The sequence below is a fragment of the Bradyrhizobium sp. 187 genome (assembly GCF_023101005.1).
In the GTDB taxonomy this organism is placed as follows: Bacteria; Pseudomonadota; Alphaproteobacteria; order Rhizobiales; family Xanthobacteraceae; genus Bradyrhizobium; species Bradyrhizobium canariense_D.
In genome coordinates, this window is sequence record NZ_CP064693.1 from 4,366,363 (window position 1) to 4,384,537 (window position 18,175).

At 65.7% G+C, this 18,175-nt stretch carries 19 protein-coding genes; 7 read left to right on the plus strand and 12 right to left on the minus strand.

The genetic code is table 11. The features are described 5' to 3' along the window. Positions 1–578 precede the first annotated feature (578 nt). From gatB to IVB19_RS20960, 7 genes are all read right to left on the minus strand, one after another. Positions 579–2,063: an Asp-tRNA(Asn)/Glu-tRNA(Gln) amidotransferase subunit GatB gene (gene gatB / locus IVB19_RS20930; protein WP_204511383.1), complete on the minus strand. Its 1,485-nt coding sequence runs from the start codon at positions 2,061–2,063 to the stop codon at positions 579–581. Continuing rightward, positions 2,060–2,362, minus strand: a complete 303-nt coding sequence (locus IVB19_RS20935) for a hypothetical protein (protein WP_085383246.1) — start codon at positions 2,360–2,362, stop codon at positions 2,060–2,062. Before IVB19_RS20935 ends, gatB begins: the two co-directional genes overlap by 4 nt. Beyond that, on the minus strand, positions 2,353–3,828 hold the full coding sequence (gene gatA / locus IVB19_RS20940) for an Asp-tRNA(Asn)/Glu-tRNA(Gln) amidotransferase subunit GatA (protein ID WP_247819863.1): 1,476 nt from the start codon (positions 3,826–3,828) through the stop codon (positions 2,353–2,355). The genes IVB19_RS20935 and gatA overlap by 10 nt, the downstream gene beginning before the upstream one ends. Then, positions 3,825–4,037 (minus strand): hypothetical protein, encoded by a 213-nt coding sequence (locus IVB19_RS20945; RefSeq protein WP_007611210.1) that lies wholly within the window; start codon positions 4,035–4,037, stop codon positions 3,825–3,827. Before IVB19_RS20945 ends, gatA begins: the two co-directional genes overlap by 4 nt. 18 nt (positions 4,038–4,055) lie before the next feature. Next, the gene (gatC, locus tag IVB19_RS20950) at positions 4,056–4,343 is read right to left on the minus strand and encodes an Asp-tRNA(Asn)/Glu-tRNA(Gln) amidotransferase subunit GatC (protein WP_247298801.1); all 288 of its coding nucleotides are present in this window, start codon (positions 4,341–4,343) and stop codon (positions 4,056–4,058) included. Positions 4,344–4,522: 179 nt separating this feature from the next. Beyond that, positions 4,523–5,599: an NAD(P)H-dependent flavin oxidoreductase gene (locus tag IVB19_RS20955; protein WP_085351413.1), complete on the minus strand. Its 1,077-nt coding sequence runs from the start codon at positions 5,597–5,599 to the stop codon at positions 4,523–4,525. A gap of 17 nt (positions 5,600–5,616) precedes the next feature. Then, the gene (locus IVB19_RS20960) at positions 5,617–6,591 is read right to left on the minus strand and encodes an NAD(P)H-dependent flavin oxidoreductase (protein ID WP_247384538.1); all 975 of its coding nucleotides are present in this window, start codon (positions 6,589–6,591) and stop codon (positions 5,617–5,619) included. Between the two features lie 95 nt (positions 6,592–6,686). On the opposite strand from IVB19_RS20960, the gene IVB19_RS20965 reads away from it, so the two are divergent. Further along, positions 6,687–7,577 (plus strand): LysR family transcriptional regulator, encoded by an 891-nt coding sequence (locus tag IVB19_RS20965; RefSeq protein WP_247384535.1) that lies wholly within the window; start codon positions 6,687–6,689, stop codon positions 7,575–7,577. Here the strand turns inward: IVB19_RS20965 and IVB19_RS20970 are convergent. Then, positions 7,564–7,779 carry a hypothetical protein gene (locus IVB19_RS20970; RefSeq protein ID WP_085357370.1) on the minus strand — a complete coding sequence of 72 codons (216 nt, stop codon included), beginning with the start codon at positions 7,777–7,779 and terminating at the stop codon, positions 7,564–7,566. The two genes, IVB19_RS20965 and IVB19_RS20970, sit on opposite strands and share 14 nt — an antisense overlap. Positions 7,780–7,825: 46 nt before the next feature. On the opposite strand from IVB19_RS20970, the gene ruvX reads away from it, so the two are divergent. Together ruvX and IVB19_RS20980 are read left to right on the plus strand one after the other, a co-directional pair. Next, positions 7,826–8,317: a Holliday junction resolvase RuvX gene (gene ruvX, locus IVB19_RS20975; protein WP_007603328.1), complete on the plus strand. Its 492-nt coding sequence runs from the start codon at positions 7,826–7,828 to the stop codon at positions 8,315–8,317. Positions 8,318–8,320: 3 nt separating this feature from the next. After that, positions 8,321–9,244, plus strand: coding sequence for an AEC family transporter (locus IVB19_RS20980; protein WP_247369740.1), 924 nt, complete (start codon positions 8,321–8,323; stop codon positions 9,242–9,244). Here IVB19_RS20980 and IVB19_RS20985 read toward each other — a convergent pair. The 3 genes from IVB19_RS20985 to IVB19_RS20995 are packed head-to-tail and all read right to left on the minus strand — an operon-like array spanning position 9,241 to position 12,463. Further along, complete coding sequence (locus IVB19_RS20985; RefSeq protein WP_018458318.1) at positions 9,241–10,005, minus strand: CPBP family intramembrane glutamic endopeptidase; 765 nt, start codon at positions 10,003–10,005, stop codon at positions 9,241–9,243. The two genes, IVB19_RS20980 and IVB19_RS20985, sit on opposite strands and share 4 nt — an antisense overlap. 23 nt (positions 10,006–10,028) lie before the next feature. Beyond that, positions 10,029–11,672, minus strand: coding sequence for an acyl-CoA dehydrogenase family protein (locus tag IVB19_RS20990; RefSeq protein WP_247777399.1), 1,644 nt, complete (start codon positions 11,670–11,672; stop codon positions 10,029–10,031). Positions 11,673–11,692: 20 nt separating this feature from the next. Beyond that, the gene (locus tag IVB19_RS20995) at positions 11,693–12,463 is read right to left on the minus strand and encodes a M15 family metallopeptidase (protein ID WP_247369736.1); all 771 of its coding nucleotides are present in this window, start codon (positions 12,461–12,463) and stop codon (positions 11,693–11,695) included. 226 nt (positions 12,464–12,689) lie between these two features. Here IVB19_RS20995 and IVB19_RS21000 point away from each other — a divergent pair, with 226 nt between their 5' ends. The 4 genes from IVB19_RS21000 (at position 12,690) to IVB19_RS21015 (ending at position 16,930) form a co-directional block, all read left to right on the plus strand. Next, positions 12,690–13,637, plus strand: coding sequence for an aspartate carbamoyltransferase catalytic subunit (locus IVB19_RS21000; RefSeq protein ID WP_007603315.1), 948 nt, complete (start codon positions 12,690–12,692; stop codon positions 13,635–13,637). Continuing rightward, on the plus strand, positions 13,637–14,944 hold the full coding sequence (locus IVB19_RS21005) for a dihydroorotase (protein WP_018458321.1): 1,308 nt from the start codon (positions 13,637–13,639) through the stop codon (positions 14,942–14,944). The genes IVB19_RS21000 and IVB19_RS21005 overlap by 1 nt, the downstream gene beginning before the upstream one ends. A gap of 32 nt (positions 14,945–14,976) precedes the next feature. Next, positions 14,977–15,573, plus strand: coding sequence for a glycerol-3-phosphate 1-O-acyltransferase PlsY (plsY, locus tag IVB19_RS21010; RefSeq protein ID WP_018458322.1), 597 nt, complete (start codon positions 14,977–14,979; stop codon positions 15,571–15,573). Positions 15,574–15,718: 145 nt separating this feature from the next. Further along, entirely contained in the window at positions 15,719–16,930 is a 1,212-nt protein-coding gene (locus IVB19_RS21015) for a patatin-like phospholipase family protein (protein ID WP_026233553.1), read from the plus strand. Here the strand turns inward: IVB19_RS21015 and IVB19_RS21020 are convergent. Then, positions 16,922–18,166 (minus strand): amidase, encoded by a 1,245-nt coding sequence (locus tag IVB19_RS21020; RefSeq protein ID WP_018458324.1) that lies wholly within the window; start codon positions 18,164–18,166, stop codon positions 16,922–16,924. The genes IVB19_RS21015 and IVB19_RS21020 overlap by 9 nt on opposite strands. Positions 18,167–18,175 lie beyond the last annotated feature (9 nt).

Genomic DNA, 18,175 nt, shown 5'->3' on the forward strand with positions numbered 1-18,175 from the left:
TTTCTTGGCCATGTTGCCCTCCGATGTGTGAGATGGCTTAATCGCTGCATGCAGTCGGGGATCGAGTGCACACTCATCCCGAATACACCAACACAACGAAAAAAACAGCGTCTCGCTTAAAGAAGTGTTGACGGCGAAACGCGCCTGCGCTGGCGAACGCGATGCAAACGGACTGCATGAGGTGTGCTTGCGATCGCAGAGAGTGCCCGCGGCATCGACGTTTGCAGAAGATGCGATTGTAGAAAAACACTATGCAGCAAGTATTTTCTTGCACGCGTGCATCGCGCACGATCGTTGCAATGATGCATCCTGCCGATCGCCCGAGCGCCTCGCGAAGGCGCTTCGCGGACTCTGAGTCGCGACTTTTGGCAACGAAAATATTTTCATGATTAACGGCGCGAGCGCTCGTCAGAGCGCGTGCAAGTCGCCGTTTTGCGCGAATCGCGTGACGGCGATTCGGTCGGCGTGTCGCGTTCGATCGGGATGAAGTTCGTCGCAGAGGATGTGCGCGAGCGTCGCATCGCGAACCGAAAGCGAGGTGACGACGCCTGTCCGTCACCTCGTTCGAACGCGCGAGGTCAGATGCCGAGCTTGGACTTGAGCAGCTCGTTGACGCTCTGCGGGTTGGCCTTGCCGCCGGATGCCTTCATCACCTGGCCGACGAACCAGCCGAGTGACTGCGGCTTGTCCTTGACCTGCGCCGCCTTGTCGGGATTGGCCGCGATGATGTCGTCGACAACCTTTTCGATCGCCGAAAGATCCGTGACCTGCTTCATGCCGCGGCTTTCGACCAGTGCGCGGGGATCGCCGCCCTCCTGCCAGACGATCTCGAACAGATCCTTGGCGATCTTGCCGGAGATCGTACCCTCGCCGATCAGGTCGATGATCCCTGAGAGCTGTGCGGCATCGACCGGAGAGTCCGTAATATCCCGGCCTTCCTTGTTGAGACGACCGAACAGCTCGTTGATCACCCAGTTCGCGGCGACCTTGCCGTCGCGCGCGCGGTTGGCGAGTTTCTCCAACACGGTCTCGTAGAACACGGCACTCTCGCGCTCGGCGACCAGCACGCTGGCGTCGTAGGCCGACAGGCCGAGATCCGCGACGAAGCGCGTCTTCTTCTGGTCCGGCAGCTCGGGCAGCTCAGCCTTCAACTCGTCGACGAAGCTTTGCGAAAACTCCAGCGGCAGCAGGTCGGGATCGGGGAAGTAGCGATAGTCGTGCGCCTCTTCCTTGGACCGCATCGACCGCGTCTCGCCCTTGTTGGGGTCGTAGAGCCGGGTCTCCTGGTCGATCGCGCCGCCGTCCTCGAGGATTTCGATCTGGCGCCGGGCCTCGTACTCGATCGCCTGGCCGATGAAATTGATCGAGTTCATGTTCTTGATCTCGCAGCGGGTGCCCAGCGGCGCGCCGGGCTTGCGCACGGAGACGTTGACGTCGGCGCGCAAGGATCCCTTCTCCATGTCGCCGTCGCAGGTGCCGAGATAGCGCAGGATCGAGCGCAGCTTGGTCACATAGGCCTTGGCCTGCTCGGCATCGCGGATGTCGGGTTTCGACACGATCTCCATCAGCGCTACGCCGCAGCGGTTGAGATCGACATAGGACATGGTCGGCGACTGATCGTGCAGCAATTTGCCGGCGTCCTGTTCCAGATGCAGCCGCTCGATGCCGATGGTGGCGGTCTTGCCGCCGTCCAGTTCGACCACGACCTCGCCTTCGCCGACGATCGGCGACTTGTACTGGCTGATCTGGTAGCCCTGCGGCGAGTCTGGATAGAAATAGTTCTTGCGGTCGAACACCGAGCGCAGATTGATCTGCGCGTTCAGCCCGAGGCCGGTCCGGACAGCTTGTCTGACGCATTCCTCATTGATCACAGGCAGCATGCCCGGCATCGCCGCGTCAACCAGCGACACATGCGAGTTCGGCTCGCCGCCGAATGCGGTGGGGGCGCCGGAGAACAGCTTCGCGTTCGACGTCACCTGAGCGTGGACCTCCAGGCCGATGACCATCTCCCAGTCACCGGTTGAGCCCTTGAGAAGTTTGTGGGGTGCGGCAGGTGCGTTCATGGCTTGCTCCCGAGCAGCGTGGCAGCGATCCGCTCCCACTCTGCCTGTAATGAATCCGTTGCCACGGGCTGGCCGGCCTGGCGGTACCAATAGCCGGCGTTGCCGAGGTCGCCCTCGACCCGGTGCAGATAGGCGTGCACCCAAGCGGCCGCGCGGCCGCTCTCGTCCTGGACGATCTTGTGCGCCTCGTCCCAGTCGCCCTTGGCGGCCCACCATAGTGCGGCAAGTGGAGCGCTGAGGTCCGGCGGCGGCGCGGCGCCGTCGAGGCTGGCGATATACGCCGCCATCTTCACCACCATTTCGCCGGCGTGAAGCGGCCGGCGGCCTGCTCGATCACCTCGCCGAGCGAGAACAGCGTCTCCTCGTCGAAGGGACGGCCGATCAGCTGCAGGCCGAGCGGCAGGCCCTGCGCATCCTTGCCGGCGGGCACAGCGATGCCCGGCAGGCCCGCCATGTTCACGGTCACCGTGAAGATGTCGTTGAGGTACATCTCGACGGGGTCCGCGCCGCCTTTCTCGCCGATGCCGAAGGCTGCCGACGGCGTCGCCGGCGTCAGGATCGCGTCGACGCCCTTGGCGAAGCAATCCTCAAAGTCCTTCTTGATCAGCGTGCGCACCTTCTGGGCGCGCAAATAATAGGCGTCGTAATAGCCGGCCGAGAGCACGTAGGTGCCGATCATGACGCGGCGCTTCACCTCAGCGCCAAAACCTTCTGCACGGGTGTTCTCGTAGAGTTCGTTGACGTTCCGGCCCTGCTCGCGCAGGCCGAAGCGCACGCCGTCATAGCGCGCGAGGTTGGAGGACGCCTCCGCCGGCGCCACGATGTAATAGGCCGGCAACGCGTATTTGGTGTGCGGCAGTGACACTTCAACGAGCTCGGCCCCGGCCGCTTTCAGCCAGGCCGCGCCCGCTTCCCAAAGCTTTTCGATCTCGGCCGGCATGCCGTCGAGACGGTATTCCTTGGGAATGCCGATCTTCATGCCCTTCACGGACTTGCCGATCGCGGCCTCGTAGTCCGGCACGGCTATGTCGACCGAGGTCGTGTCCTTGGGATCGTGGCCAGCCATCGAGCGCAGCAGCATCGCGGCATCGCGCGTGCTGCGCGCGATCGGACCAGCCTGGTCCAGCGAGGAGGCAAAGGCGACGATGCCCCAGCGCGAGCAGCGGCCATAGGTTGGCTTGATGCCGACGGTCGCGGTGAACGCCGCCGGCTGGCGGATCGAGCCGCCGGTGTCGGTCGCGGTCGCGCCCATGCAGAGCAGAGCCGCCACGGCGGAGGCCGAGCCGCCAGACGAGCCGCCCGGCACCAGCGTCGTGTTGGAGCCATCACGCCGCCAGGGATTGCCGACCGGGCCGAAGCACGAGGTCTCGTTCGACGAGCCCATCGCGAACTCGTCATTGTTGAGCTTGCCCAGCATCACCGCACCATCGCGCCACAGCTGCGAGGTGATCGTGGACTCGTAAGTCGGCACGAAGTTGCCGAGTATTTTCGAGCACGCCGTGGTGCGCACGCCCTTGGTCGCGAACAGGTCCTTGATCCCGAGCGGAATGCCGGCGAGCGGCCCCGCGTCACCCTTGGCGATCTTCTCGTCGACGGCCTTCGCCATGTCGCGCGCGCGGTCGGGCGTCTCCATGACGAAAGCATTGAGCACGCGCGCGGCTTCGATCGCGTTCAGATGCGCGTCGGTCAGCTCGAGGGACGTGAAAGTCTTTGCCGCGAGGCCATTGCGGGCCTCCGCGAGCGTCAGCGATGTCAAATCGGTCATTTATTAATCGGGCTGCAGAAGAACGGAGACAGGGATTTGTCGTTGGCCGGGTCGTCTTTCTTGGCGGCCGCTTTCGCAGCCGCCTCGATCTCGTCGAGCACGGCATTGACGGCGACGTTGGGGTCGGCAGCCTTGCCCTGCCGCTCCATCTTGTCGAGATAGTTCATGTAAGCCTGATAGGCCTTCTCGTCGTCGCAAAGCATGCACATCGGACCACGTCCTAAAAGTTACTCGACGACCTTCGGCACCAGAAAGAAGTGGCCTTCGATCGCGGGCGCGTTGGCAACGATATCGTCGGCGATCTCGCCGTCATTGACCACATCCCGCCGCTTCTTCATCTGCATCGGGGTGACCGAGGTCATGGGCTCCACGCCCTCGACATTGACCTCCGAGAGCTGCTCGACAAAGGCGAGCATGGCGTTGAGCTCGCCCTGCAGATGCGGAACCTCGCCCTCTGAAACCGCAATGCGCGCCAGATGCGCGATGCGGCGGACGGTAGCGGCGTCGACGGACATTATATAAGGCCTCTCACGGCAAAAACCTATGTGCCGTATAGCAGAGGCCGCTTTTGCGCCGCAACCGGCGCCAGCGCATGATCCGGAAAAGTGTGAAGGGGTTTTCCGAAAAGATCATGCGCAAACAAGATCCTAAAGCACGATGAGGCTTCGCCCGAAGCTCATCGCGCTTTAGGGACCTATCCGCCCAACGCCTTCATCCGGGCAAGCGCCGATTTGGCGAGATCCCGGGTCAGTTCAGCTGCCGGGACCTCGCGGCCCAGGGCGATCGCCTGCCCGGCCCAGAGATTGGTGAAATCCACCCTGCCCTGCTTCTCGGCCGCAGCCTTGAGCGGTCCCAGCGCCGTTGCGGCATGGGGAAATGGCGGCGCGTCCGGCGAAATCGGGCCGGCCTCGCGCATTAGGCGGTTCTGAACGCCGCGCGCCGGCCGCCCGGTCATGACATTGGTAATGACGGTGGAATCATCCTGTCCCTCGGCGAGCGCCGCACGGGCCGCCGCACTGACCTTGGATTCCGGGCAGCGCAGATAGGCACTTCCGATCTGCACGCCGGCCGCGCCGAGCGCGAAGGCGGCTGCAATGCCGCGGCCATCCGCAACGCCGCCGGCCGCAATCACTGGGACCTTCACCGCGTCGACCACCTGCGGCACCAGCGCAAAGGTGCCGGGCTGTTCCGAGATCTTGTCGGTCAGGAACATGCCGCGATGGCCGCCGGCCTCCGCGCCTTGGGCAATGACGGCATCAGCTCCGTGCTGCTCGAGCCAGACCGCTTCGCTCACAGTGGTCGCCGACGAGATGACGAGACATCCTGCCGCCTTGACCCGCTTGAGCAGCGCGGCCTCGGGCAGACCGAAATGGAAGCTGACGATCTCCGGCTTCAGCTCCTCCACAACCTCGCAGAAGCCGGCGTCGAACGGCGCGCGGTTCGCGGCATTGATGGGTGCGGCGGGATCGAGGCCATGCTCATTGTAGTAGCCCGCGAGGCGCTGCTTCCAGCGCGCCTCCGCCTCGGCCGTGAGCTCGACCGGTGTGTGGCAGAAGAAATTCATGTTCACCGGCGCGGAGACGCGCTGCCGGATGATGTTGACCTGCTCGCGCGCTTTCTCCGGCGACAGCATCGCGCTCGGCAGCGAGCCGAGGCCCCCGCCTTGCGCAACGGCGATCACCAGCTCCGCGTCCATCACGCCGGCCATCGGCGCCAGCACGATCGGGAATTCGGTCTTGAAGAGATCGATCAATCGACGGTTCGGCCACATGGTTGTTCTCTCGCAGTTTAGGCGGACGCGCTGGAATTACGCCGGCCGGTTCGCAGTTGCTCGGCCTCGGTCGCGATCCGTTCGACGATTTCGGCGGCGGACGGAATATCATGGATCAGGCCGACGGCCTCGCCGGCAAAGACCGCGGCGACCTCGAAATTGCCCGCGGCCCTTGCCGCGGCATATTCGACGGTCACCTCGGCGGCGCGCTGCATCAGCTCGACCTCGCGGCCGGTCCAGCGCCTGATATGATCATTGACCAGCGTTCGCGCGGTGAACGGGGCCGGCCAGAACAGGCTGCGCGACCAGTCGACGATGACGCCGCGCACCGTGTCATTGGGATCAGCGTCGCGAATGCGCTGCTTGGCTTCCTCCGCGCCATTGGCCTCCACGCTCGCATAGAAGCGCGTGCCGATCAGCACGCCGGAGGCGCCCAGCATCATCATCGCGGCGAGCCCGCGACCATCGGCAATTCCGCCGGCGGCAACCACCGGCACGCGGCCGGCCGTGAGATCGACGATCGCAGGTACGATATCGACGGTTGTGCGCAATGCGCCGTGACCGCCGGCTTCGGTACCCTGCGCGATCAGGATGTCCGCACCGGCATCGAGCGCCTGCTTCGCCATGTCCTCGCTCTGCACCTGGCAGATCAAGCGCGCCCCGCACGCCCTGATGCGCGCTGCAAATGGTGCGGGATCGCCGAATGACAGCATGATCGCTTGCGGATTGGCGTCGAGTGCGATGTCGAGAAGTCTTGGCTGTCTTGCCAGGCTCCACGTGATGAAGCCGATACCGAACGAAGCAAAGCCCCTCAGTTGCCTGGTCTCGGCCTCGAGCCGTTCCTGATCGCCGTAGCCACCACCCAGGATCCCGAAGCCGCCGGCCTCGCTGACAGCCCGTGTCAGCCGGCTGCCGGCGATCGTGTCCATTGGAGCCAGCAGGATCGGATGTTTGATCCCCAGGAGCTGGGTCAGCGGCGTGGTGATCGGCATGGCTCCTCCGCTCTCGACACAAACATTAGTCCAGAATACCATTCTCTAAAATTGAATTCTAACGAACGCTACCATCTCAAAAGAGAAACGATATTATGGAACTCAGCGACATCCAGACCTTCGCTGCCGTCGCCCGGACCGGGGGCATCACCCGTGCTGCCGAAGAGCTCAACACGGTGCAGTCGAACGTCACCCAGCGCGTGAAGGCACTGGAAGCCGAGATCGGCACGCCGCTGTTCGAACGCCATAGCCGCGGCATGACCCTGACCGGCGCGGGCAAGCGCCTTTTGCCCTACGCGCAACGGATGTCCGCACTAGCGCGCGAGGCCGTACTCGCGGCCTGCGACGACGGCGAGCCCAAGGGACCGCTCGCGATCGGCTCGATGGAAACGACCGCGGCGGTGCGGCTGCCGCCGCTGTTGGCCGATTTTCATCGCCGCTTTCCCGCCGTCCGGCTGAGCCTGCGCACCGCACCCACCGCCGACCTCGTCGCCTGCGTGCTCGAAGGCACGCTCGACGGCGCCTTCGTCGCAGGCCCGATCGTGCATGCCGATCTCACCGCGACAAGCGCGTTCCGCGAAGAGCTGGTGCTGGTCAGTGCGCGGCGCTGGGCCACGCTCGCCGAGCTGCGCGCCGGCACGCCGGACTCGGGCCCGACCGCACTGACGTTCCGCACGGGCTGCACCTACCGGCAGCGGCTGGAACAGATCTTTGTCGAGTTCGGCTGGCCGTCAGCCGCACGCTTCGAACTCGGCACGCTCGACGGCATGATCGGCTGTGTCGCCGCCGACATGGGCGTGACACTGCTGCCGCGCGCCGTGGTCGAACGCAGTGCGATCAACGGCAGCGTCTCGATCCACGCGCTGAGCCATTCGCACGCGCAGGTCGAGACGCTCTTCATCCAGCGTCGTGCCGGACATCAAACCAGTGCACTGAACGGGTTTGCCGCCTGCCTGAAGCAAGACGACGACGTCATCGCGGCCTGAGATGCCAGCGCCGCAGCGCCACGACGGCCCAGATCGCCTCGACCACGCCAAACGGCCAGGCCCCTTGCAGGAAGCCGTAAGCCGAACCGAGCACGCAGGCCATTGCGAACATCAGCACGAACCAGTGGCTGCGGTCTTCCAGGGCGTAAGCGACCAGCATCGCTGTCACGGCGAACAAGCCGAATAATGTCAGCGCATCCATGTTCCGGGTTCACTCCGTAGCGCGACGCGTGATATGCGCTAACACCATGCCGGCTCTTATCCTGCCTCTCGTCGATGCTGCAACCCACTGGCCCGAACGCGGCGGGTTGGTCGGCCTTGATCTCGGCACCAAGACAATTGGCGTTGCCGTCTCCAATCCAGACCGCCGGTTAGCTACCGGCGTCGAAACGATCCAGCGCAAGGCGTTCAAGCAGGATGCCGCCCGGCTGCTCGCGATCGCCAGTGAACGCAAGGCCGTCGGCTTCGTGCTGGGCCTGCCCATCAACATGGACGGCAGCGAGGGCCCGCGCGCGCAATCGACCCGCGCGTTTGCCCGCAACCTCGCCGGTCTGACCGCGCTGCCCATCGGCCTCTGGGACGAGCGCCTGTCGACCGCCGCGGTCGAGCGCGAGCTGATCGGCATGGATGTCAGCCGCGCCAAGCGCGCCGAAGTGATCGACGAGCACGCCGCGATCTTCATCCTGCAAGGCGCGCTCGACCGCCTCGCCAATCTGCGCGCAGCCCCGGGGCCTGACTGATCCATGGCCGTCGTGATTGCGGCGCTCCTCCCCGTCTTTATCCTGATCGTGCTCGGCGTGGTGCTGAAGCGCACCCTGATGCGGCTCGATACGCAATGGAACGGGCTTGAGCGGCTGACCTATTTCGTGCTGTTTCCGATGCTGCTGATCCAGACGCTGGTGAAGGCCGACCTGTCCAAGGTCCCGGTCGCAGGCGTCGGCGGCGCGCTGCTGCTGTCAGCGCTCGCGATGTCGCTGCTCTGCCTCGCGCTCCGCCCCGCCCTGTCGCGGCTCGATATCGACGGCCCCGCCTTCACCTCGATCTTCCAGGGCGCGATCCGCTGGCAGACCTATGTGGCGCTGTCCGTCTCCGCCAATATGTTCGGCGAGGTCGGGCTGGCGCTCGCCTCCGTCGCGATGGTGGCAATCATTCCGCTGGTCAACGTCCTCAGCGTCGCGGTGCTCGCGCACTACGCAGCGCCGAAGAAGCAATCCGCGCGCACCGTTGTCATGACGGTTGTCCGCAATCCCCTGATCTGGGCCTGCGTGATCGGGCTCGTCGTCAACGTCATCCACCTGCCGTTGCCGAAGATCTGGCATGAGGTGGCGGACGCACTCGGCCGCTCCTCGCTCGCCATCGGCCTGCTCGTCACCGGCGCCGGACTGCATCTTGAAGGCCTGCTCCGTCCCAGCGCGGGCGCGGCTATCGGCGTGGTGTTCAAGCTGGTGCTGATGCCCGCGGTCGCGCTGGTGCTCGCCGTCTGGTTCGGACTATCCGGCGACAGCCTCGCGATCGTCGCGATCTGCGCCGCGGTGCCGACCTCCACCAGCGCCTATGTGCTGGCCCGCCAGATGGGCGGCGATGCCCCGCTGCTGGCGCAGATCATCACGCTGCAGACGATTTTGGCGGCGATCACGATGCCGATCGCGATCGCGCTGGTGGCCTAACTCCCCAGCCACATCGTCAGCACCACCGCCGTCAGATTGTTCAGCGCGTGCAGCACGATCGTGAGCCAGAGCGAGCTGCTGCGGTAACGCATGTAGCCGAACCACAGGCCGATGGAGAAGACCTCGGCGAGGAAGTACAGGTCGTATTGCAGATGCACGACCGTCCACACCAGCGACGACAGGATGATGGCGCCGGGCACGCGCAGGAAGCTCGCAGACCAGCCGCGAAACAGAAAGCCGCGGGCGAGGACCTCTTCGGACATCGGCGCTGCCACGCTGAAGGCGAACAGCAGCATCAGCGCCGCGCCCTTGTCGCGACCGGATTTCAACAGGTCGGTCATGAAGCCCGGCGTCGCCTCGCGGCCCAGACTCCGCGACATCGTCTCCCAGGCGACCACGATCAGGATCAGCCCGACCGCGCCGAACAGGAGTTGCTTCCAGGACGGCCAATAGAACGCGAGATAGTCGACGAAGGAGGCCTTCTTGATGCGGATGGCCAGCCACACGGCGGCCAGCGTCGCCGGCAGGCCCATCGTGACCGAAAACGCGAGCGACGCCGGCTCGCGACCGATGTGCTGCATCGATGCGAGGTCGATTGGGTCACGGGCGACCCAGACCAGATAGACGATGGCCCCGATCTGCCCGACGAACATGGCTGCGAAGATGGCGATGCCCCACAGCGCCGTGCCCCAGAACTTCCAGACTCGCGGCGGCGCCGGCGTCTCGGTGAGCGGCGGCAGATCGGGATTGAGGGAGTCCATCAGGAGGCTTTCGTTTGGCAGGCTCACGGCAGCGCCCGCTCCAGCAGCGTGCGCACGTCGCCGCTCTCGAGCTCGACCGCGCCGTACATGCTGGCGTGGTTCGTGGCGAGGCGCGTGGCAGCGAACAGTTCTGCTTGACGCGGTGACACGCCGTTGAGCGCGGCGGCGGCCGCAAGCAGCGCCAGCTTCTCGACCGCAAGGCGCGCTACGCGCTCGCCGTCCGGGCGGCCGAAGGTCTTGCCGATGAATCCCGCCGTCTCGCCTGCCCCTGGCAGACCTTTGGTCTCGGCAGCAAGCGCTTGCAGGACCGACATCGCTGCCTCCGGCTCGCGCGAGAGCGCGCGCAGCACGTCGAGACACATGACGTTGCCCGAGCCCTCCCAGATCGCATTGACCGGCGACTCCCGGTAGTGCCGCGCCAGAATGCCGTCCTCGACATAGCCGTTGCCGCCGAGGCATTCCATGGCTTCGTAGAGAAACGGCGGCGCGCTCTTGCAGGTCCAGTATTTGATCGCAGGCGTCAGCAGCCGCATGTAGGCGGCCTCCGCCGGATCGAGCGGCGTCCGATCGAAGGCGCGGCAGAGCCGCATCACCACAGCCGTGCTCGCCTCCACATGCAGCGCCATGTCCGAGAGTACCGCCTGCATCAGCGGCTGATCGGCGAGATGTTTCTGGAACACGCTGCGGTGCCGGGTGTGATGCAGCGCGTGGGCGAGCCCCGAGCGCATCAGGCCGACCGAGGCGATCGCGCAATCCTGCCGCGTCATTTGCACCATCTGGATGATGGTACGGATGCCCTTGCCCTCATCGCCGACGGCTTCCGCATAGGCACCGACGAACTCAACCTCGGACGACGCGTTGGAGCGGTTGCCGAGCTTGTCCTTCAGCCGCTGGAACTGGATCGCGTTCACCGAACCATCCGGCGCGAAGCGCGGCATGAAGAAACAGGTCAGTCCCTGGTCCGCCTGCGCCAGCACCAGGAAGGCGTCGCACATCGGCGCCGACATGAACCATTTGTGGCCGGTGATACGGTAGGCGCCTCCCTCGCGCACCGCGCGCGTCATGTTGGCGCGCACGTCGGTACCGCCCTGCTTCTCGGTCATGCCCATGCCGAGCGTCATACCGCGCTTCTCCCACCACGGCGCGAAGCTGGGATCGTAGCTTTTCGTCGACAGCACCGGCATGACCTTGGCGCGCAGATCAGGCTGCATCGCCAGCGCCGCAACGGAGGCGCGCGTCATCGTGATCGGGCAGAGATGGCCGGTCTCGACCTGCGAGGCCATGTAGAATTTTGCCGCGCGGATGACCTCTGCGGCATCACCCGCGGGTCTTCCATCCGCAGTCCAAGTCGAATTGTGCACGCCGGCACGGGCGCTGTGAGCCATCAGCTCGTGATAGGCCGGATGAAACTCGACCTGGTCGCGCCGATTGCCCTTGGCATCGAAGGTGCGCAGCTTCGGCGTGTTCTCGTTCGCGACGCGCCCCCGATCGACCATCGCAGCCGAGCCCCAATGCTTGCCGAACTCCGAGAGCTCCGGTTCCGCCGCCGCAGCGCCATTGGCCCTGACCGCCGCGACCAGCGGCTGGTCCGCGGCGAACAGATCGACGTCCTCGAACGGCGGCGACTGGTTGAAGACCTCGTGGGTCGCGAAGCTGGGCTGGGTCATCTCGTGTCCTCGGCGCGGAATCAGTTCCGCCGCGGCTGGATCGGGAAATCATAGGCCGCACCGCCCGCTCCCGGCAGCGAAAAGTGCCACCACTCCTTTGCATAGTTCACAAAGCCTTGCCTTGCCATCGCAGCCACCAGCCGCTTGCGCCAGGCGCGCTGATCCGGACTGATCGTTGGTGCGGCGGTATGCCCTTTCACGTCGGTGCAGTCATAGCCGGTGCCCATGTCGACGCTGCCCTCCGGCAATCGCGCCTCGACCGGTGCCGTGCAGTCCGCGTAGGTCTTTGACGGGTCGTATTTGCCTGAATTGTCGGCGTTGAGATCGACCAGCGTGAGATCGAGCGCTGCGCCCGTCGAATGCTGCGAGCGGCTTGCGATGTAGCCGAGGCGGAACAGCTCGGTCTTGGGAATTTTGGGATTGTAGCGCCGCTCGGCGGCCGTCTCGTGGCCGTTCTGCGACCACCTGACCATGTCGAGCGAGGCCCGCGCCGGCCGGTAGCAGTCGAACATTTTCAGTGAGAGATTTTGCGCCGCCAGTTCCTGCTGGACCGCCTTCAGCCGCAGCCCAACCTCCCGCTTCACCACGCACTCGCCGGCCCCGTAGCCGGCGAGCGGACGGCCGACGAAATTGTTCGAGGTGGCGTAGCGGATGTCCTGGATGATGCTGGGCTCGATGTCGTGCAAATAGACGAAACCGCCGGGAAGCGATTGGGCGTGGGCCCCGGAAACAAAAGCCGCGACCAAGAGCGCTGTTAGAGTTGTTTTCAGCGGAAATCTCCCCTTCGTCATGGCCGGGCTTGTCCCGGCCATCCACGCCTTTTCTGCGACAGCACCTTAAGAACGTGGATGCCCGGGACGTCTAGCGCGAAGACGCGCTTCGCGCTTCTGCCCGGGCATGACGGAGAAGACGGGGACAGCTCACGCCAGCGATAAGACCGACAGATCGGGGGATAACTCCCCGCCCGGGCTTTGGCCCTTGCCCCCCCGGCCATCCCCGCCTATAGCTCTCGCTTTAATGACATCGAAATCGACCTTCGTCCTCGGCCACCGGCATTTGCTGGGCATCGAGGGCCTTTCCGCGGCCGACATCACCGGCCTCCTCGACCTGTCCGAAGAATATGTCGAGCTCAACCGCCAGGTTGACAAGAAGCGCACCGTCCTGCGTGGACGGACCCAGGTGAACCTCTTCTTCGAGGCGTCCACCCGGACCCAATCCTCGTTCGAGCTCGCCGGCAAACGGCTGGGCGCCGACGTCATGAACATGTCGGTGTCCTCCTCGTCCATCAAAAAGGGCGAGACGCTGGTCGACACCGCCATGACGCTCAACGCCATGCATCCGGATATCCTGGTGGTGCGCCATCACGCCTCCGGCGCGGTGGAACTGCTGGCCCGCAAGGTCGACGGTTCCGTGATCAATGCCGGCGACGGCGCGCATGAGCATCCGACACAAGCCCTGCTCGACGCGCTGACCATTCGCCGCAACAAGGGCCGGCTCGAGGGCCTCGTGGTCGCGATCTGCGGCGACGTGCTGCATTCGCGCGTGGCCCGCTCCAACATCATCCTGCTCAACGCGATGGGCGCCCGCGTCCGCGTCGTCGGCCCCTCCACACTGCTGCCGCCCGGCATCGAGCGGATGGGCGTCGAGGTCGCGCGCGACATGCGCGAGGGGCTCAACGGCGCCGACATCGTCATGATGTTGCGGCTCCAGCGCGAGCGCATGAACGGCTCCTTCGTGCCGTCGACCTCCGAGTATTTCCATTATTTCGGGCTGGACCAGAAGAAGCTCGCCTACGCCAAGCCAGACGCCCTTGTCATGCATCCCGGCCCCATGAACCGCGGCGTCGAAATCGACACCGCGGTCGCGGACGGCGCGCAGTCCCTGATCCGCGAACAGGTGGAGATGGGCGTGGCCGTGCGCATGGCGGTGCTGGAAGCGCTCGCCCGCAACCTGCCGAACGCGTGATGCTCATGTTGACCGACCGCCGACCCATCCTGCTTGCCAATGCCCGCGTCGTCGACCCCAGCAGGGATTTCGATGGCCCCGGCGATGTCCTGATTGCCGACGGCATCATCCGGGAGACCCGCCGCGGCATTGGCGCTGCCGGCGTCCCCGAGGGCACCGACGTCGTCAACTGCGCCGGCAAGATCGTCGCACCCGGCCTGATCGACATGCGCGCCTTCGTCGGCGAGCCGGGCTTCAGCCATCGCGAGACCTTTGCGTCCGCGAGCCAGGCGGCTGCGACCGGCGGCATCACCACCATCATCTGCCAGCCCGATACCCTGCCGGTGATCGACAACTCGGCGACCGTCGACTTCGTGATGCGTCGCGCCCGTGACACCGCGATCGTCAACATCCAGCCGATGGCGGCGCTGACCAAGGGAATGCACGGCGAGGAGATGACCGAGTTCGGCCTCCTCAAGGCAGCAGGCGCGATCGCCTTCAGCGACTGCGACAAGAGCGTGAGCAATGCGCAGGTGATGCGCCGCGCGCTGACCTACGCGCGCGATTTCGACGCGCTGATCGTGCACTACACCGAGGACCGCGATCTCGTCGGCGAAGGCGTGATGAACGAGGGCGAGTTCGCCTCGCGGCTCGGCCTGATGGGCATCCCGAACGCGGCGGAAGCCGTGATGCTGGAGCGCGACATGCGCCTGGTCGCACTCACCGGCGGCCGCTATCACGCGGCGTCGCTGACCTGCATCGAGTCGCTCGACGTGCTCAAGCGCGCCCGCGACGCCGGCCTCGCCGTGACGGCCTCAGCCTCGATCAACCACCTTGCGCTGAACGAGAACGACATCGGCCCTTACCGTTCGTTCCTGAAGCTGTCGCCGCCGCTGCGCACCGAGGACGACCGCCGCGCGCTGGTCGCCGCCGTCGCCTCCGGCCTCGTCGACGTCATCATGTCCGACCACAACCCGCAGGACGTCGAGGTCAAGCGCCTGCCTTTCGCAGAAGCAGCCCCCGGCGCCATCGGGCTGGAGACCATGCTCCCGGCGGGCCTGCGCCTCGTGCACAATGACGAATTGGACCTCAAGACGCTGATCCGGGCGATGTCGACCCGGCCGGCCGAGATTTTGGGATTGCCTGGCGGAACCCTGCGCACGGGCAGCCCCGCCGACGTCATCGTGATCGACCCCGATGTGCCCTGGGTGGTCGATCCCGCCGACCTCAAATCGCCCTGCAAGAACACGCCGTTCGACGAGGCCCGCTTTACAGGCCGCGTGGTGCGCACCATTGTCGGCGGACGGACAGTGTACGAGCATGTCTGACGTGCGGAGCTGCAGCCAGGGAATTTGCAGACATGGCGCTTGAACTGTTTCTGCCGGTCGCTTTCGTCATCGGCTACCTGCTCGGCTCGATTCCGTTCGGACTGATCCTGACCAGGCTCGCCGGCACGCAGGATATTCGCTCGATCGGCTCGGGCAGTATCGGCGCCACCAATGTGCTGCGCACCGGACGGAAGAGTCTGGCCGCGGCGACCCTGCTGCTCGACGCGCTCAAGGGCACCGTGGCGGTGGTGATCGCCGGCTACATCGCCGGTCCCAACGCCGCGATGCTGGCCGGGCTCGGCGCCTTCCTCGGCCATCTTTTCCCGGTCTGGCTCAAGTTCCGCGGCGGCAAGGGTGTCGCCGTCTATATCGGCATTCTGCTCGGGCTGTTCTGGCCGGCCGCGCTGGTGTTCTGCCTGCTATGGCTCGCGACCGCCTTCACCACCCGCTATTCCTCGCTCTCTGCGCTGGTGGCGTCCTTTATCACGCCGCTGTTCCTGTGGTGGTTCGGCCATCTCGCACTAGCAGCGATGGCCGCGGTGCTGACGCTGCTGCTGTTCTACGCCCATCGCGAGAACATCAAGCGGCTGCAATCGGGCAAGGAAAGCCGGATCGGCGAGAAGGCATAAGCCGGGAATCCACGGATACCGCGGCACCCCTTCTGCATTATATCGCAAATGGTGTTCGCAACTTGCAGCCGAATCACGGCTGTATGGACGAACGGGTTCCTGGCTCGGCCCTGATCATGGGCATAGCTCTACGCGGTTGCTCAGAATGAGCGAGAAGATTGTCAGCGCGCAAGACGATGGCGATTTGCGAGGTGCTGCTTGCACCGCGGCAAGCCGGCTGCTCTCGACGACGGACATCTGGTCTAGTGCGCCCTCGCCGCTTGTCGCTCCAGCGCCTGCTTCCGTCCCGCCTCCACCGCGCGAGCCCGATCCGATCGTGGAAGCGCGGACACCAGTCGAAATTGTAGCTGTCGCAGCGCCCGTCACGCACGATCGGACGCCGCGGCAATGGCCGCCGCGAAAATTGTCGCTGGCCCTCCAGGGCGGCGGCACCTTCGCCGCGTTCACCTGGGGCGTGCTGGAGCGGCTGCTGGAAGAGCCATCCATCGCGATCGACACCATCAGCGGCGCCAGCGCCGGCGCCATCAACGCGCTGCTGCTCGCCTCCGGTTTCGCCGAGGGTGGCCGCGAAGGCGCGCGCGCGCGGCTGAACCGCTTCTGGATCCGGCTGATGCACGAAGCCTCGTTCCGATCGCTGATGCTGATCGGCGGCTTCTCGCCGGCGGGAAGCTCGGTCGCGTTCGGCCCGACGCTGCGCTCCGGCCAGTTCGATCCGTTCGATCTCGATCCGCTGCGGCAGGCGCTGTCGCGCGACATCAATTTTTCCGCCTTGCGCGACCCGCGGTGCCCGAAGCTTCTGATCGCGGCGACCCGGATCCGCGACGGGCAGCAGCAGATCTTCCGCAACGACGTGATCACCGCCGACGTCGCGCTGGCCTCGACCTGTCCACCGCTGGTTCATTGCGCGGTCGAGATCGACGGCGAGGCTTATTGGGACGGCGGCCTCGGCGGCAATCCCCCCCTGCTGCGGCTCGTGCAGGACACGACGAGCACCGAAATCCTGCTCGTCCAGGTCACGCCGGCGCGCGACAGCTACGTGCCGATCACGCTCGCCGCGATCGACCGCAGGCTGGATCAGATCGCGGCCAACGCCGCCCTCAATGCCGAGATCGCCGCGATCGAATGGGCGCAATCGCAGGCCGCATCGTCGTTGCGGCTCTCCAGGATCGCCGCGGAAGATTTCGTCGACGGCCTGGCGCAGCGCTCATCGACCGATCTCGGCCGCGGCTTCATTCGCGCGCTGCACCGGAGCGGCCGCGAGGCTGCCGGGCGCTGGCTCAAGCAAGGTCCAGATCACAGCGCAGCGCCGGCCGCATCCGGCCAGCGCATCGTCGCTCTCGAACCTGCGCTAGCCTGATTTCGCCAGCGCCTGCTCCAGGAACCACGCCGTCGCCAGCGCATGGGCGTCGTTGCCGAAGCGCGCGATCACCTGCACGCCGATCGGGAGGCCATTGGCTTTCAGCACGGGCACGTTGACGCAAGGGTTGCCCATCAGCGTCCAGAGCCTGTTGTAGCGGGGGTCGCCGGTGCTCGCGAGCTCCTTGGCTGGCGGCGTGCCCGGCGCCGAATAGGTCAGCAGCACGTCGAACCGCTCGAACAATTCGCCGATCTCGCGGCGTCCGCGGCGGCTGATCCGGCGCGCGTCGTCATAGTCCTTGGGTGTGAGACCGACCGTCGCATCGAGACTGGCGCGCAGCATCGGCGCGATCTCATCGTGGCGTTCGGAAAATTCCCAGGCGAGCGCGCGATGCGCCTCGAAGTCCTGGATGATCGGGTGGATGCGCCAGGCCTCCTGCACCGCCTGCGGCAGATCGATGGTCTGCACGCTGGCGCCAGCCCGCGTCGCCGCCTTGATCGCGGCCTGCAGCCCCTCCTCGGCGGCCGGCTCCACGGCGCCGGCAAACTCCTGCCTGATAACGCCGATGCGCGGCGCCTTCGCCGGGACGATGCCGGCGAATTCGGTGCGGCCGGTTATTGCCAGCAGTCCGCGCGCGAGATCTTCCGCGCGGGCGCCGAACAGACCGACGGTGTCGAGCGCCCACGAATAGCATTTGACGCCGACCGTCGGCAGCATGCGGAACGACGGCTTAATCGCGGCGGTGCCGCAATAGGCGGCGGGCCGGATCACCGAGCCGCCGGTCTGGGTACCCAGCGCCAGCGGGATCATGCCGGCACCGACGGCCGCGGCCGAGCCCGAGGACGAGCCGCCCGGCGTATGCCCGAGGTTATGCGGATTGAGCGTCGGGGTCGGATCGCGCGAGGCGAATGCCGTGGTCGTGGTCTTGCCGATGATGGTGGCGCCCGCCCGCTTCAGCATCATCACCACAGGCGCGTCCGCGCGCGGCTGCCAGCCGCGATAGATCGATGATCCCATCTCGGTCGGAAAATCGGCGGTGTCGATGATGTCCTTGATCCCGACCGCGATGCCGCGCAGCGGCCCGGCGCCTTGCGCCTTCGCCGAGCTGTCGTAACGGACGAAGGCGTGGACCTCCTTCTCCCGCGCCTCGATGGCTGCATGCGATTGCGCGATGGCGGCCTCGGGCGAAAGCTCGCCCGCTTCGATGCGGCGCTGAAGGTCGGCGAGTGAGATCATGGCAATACC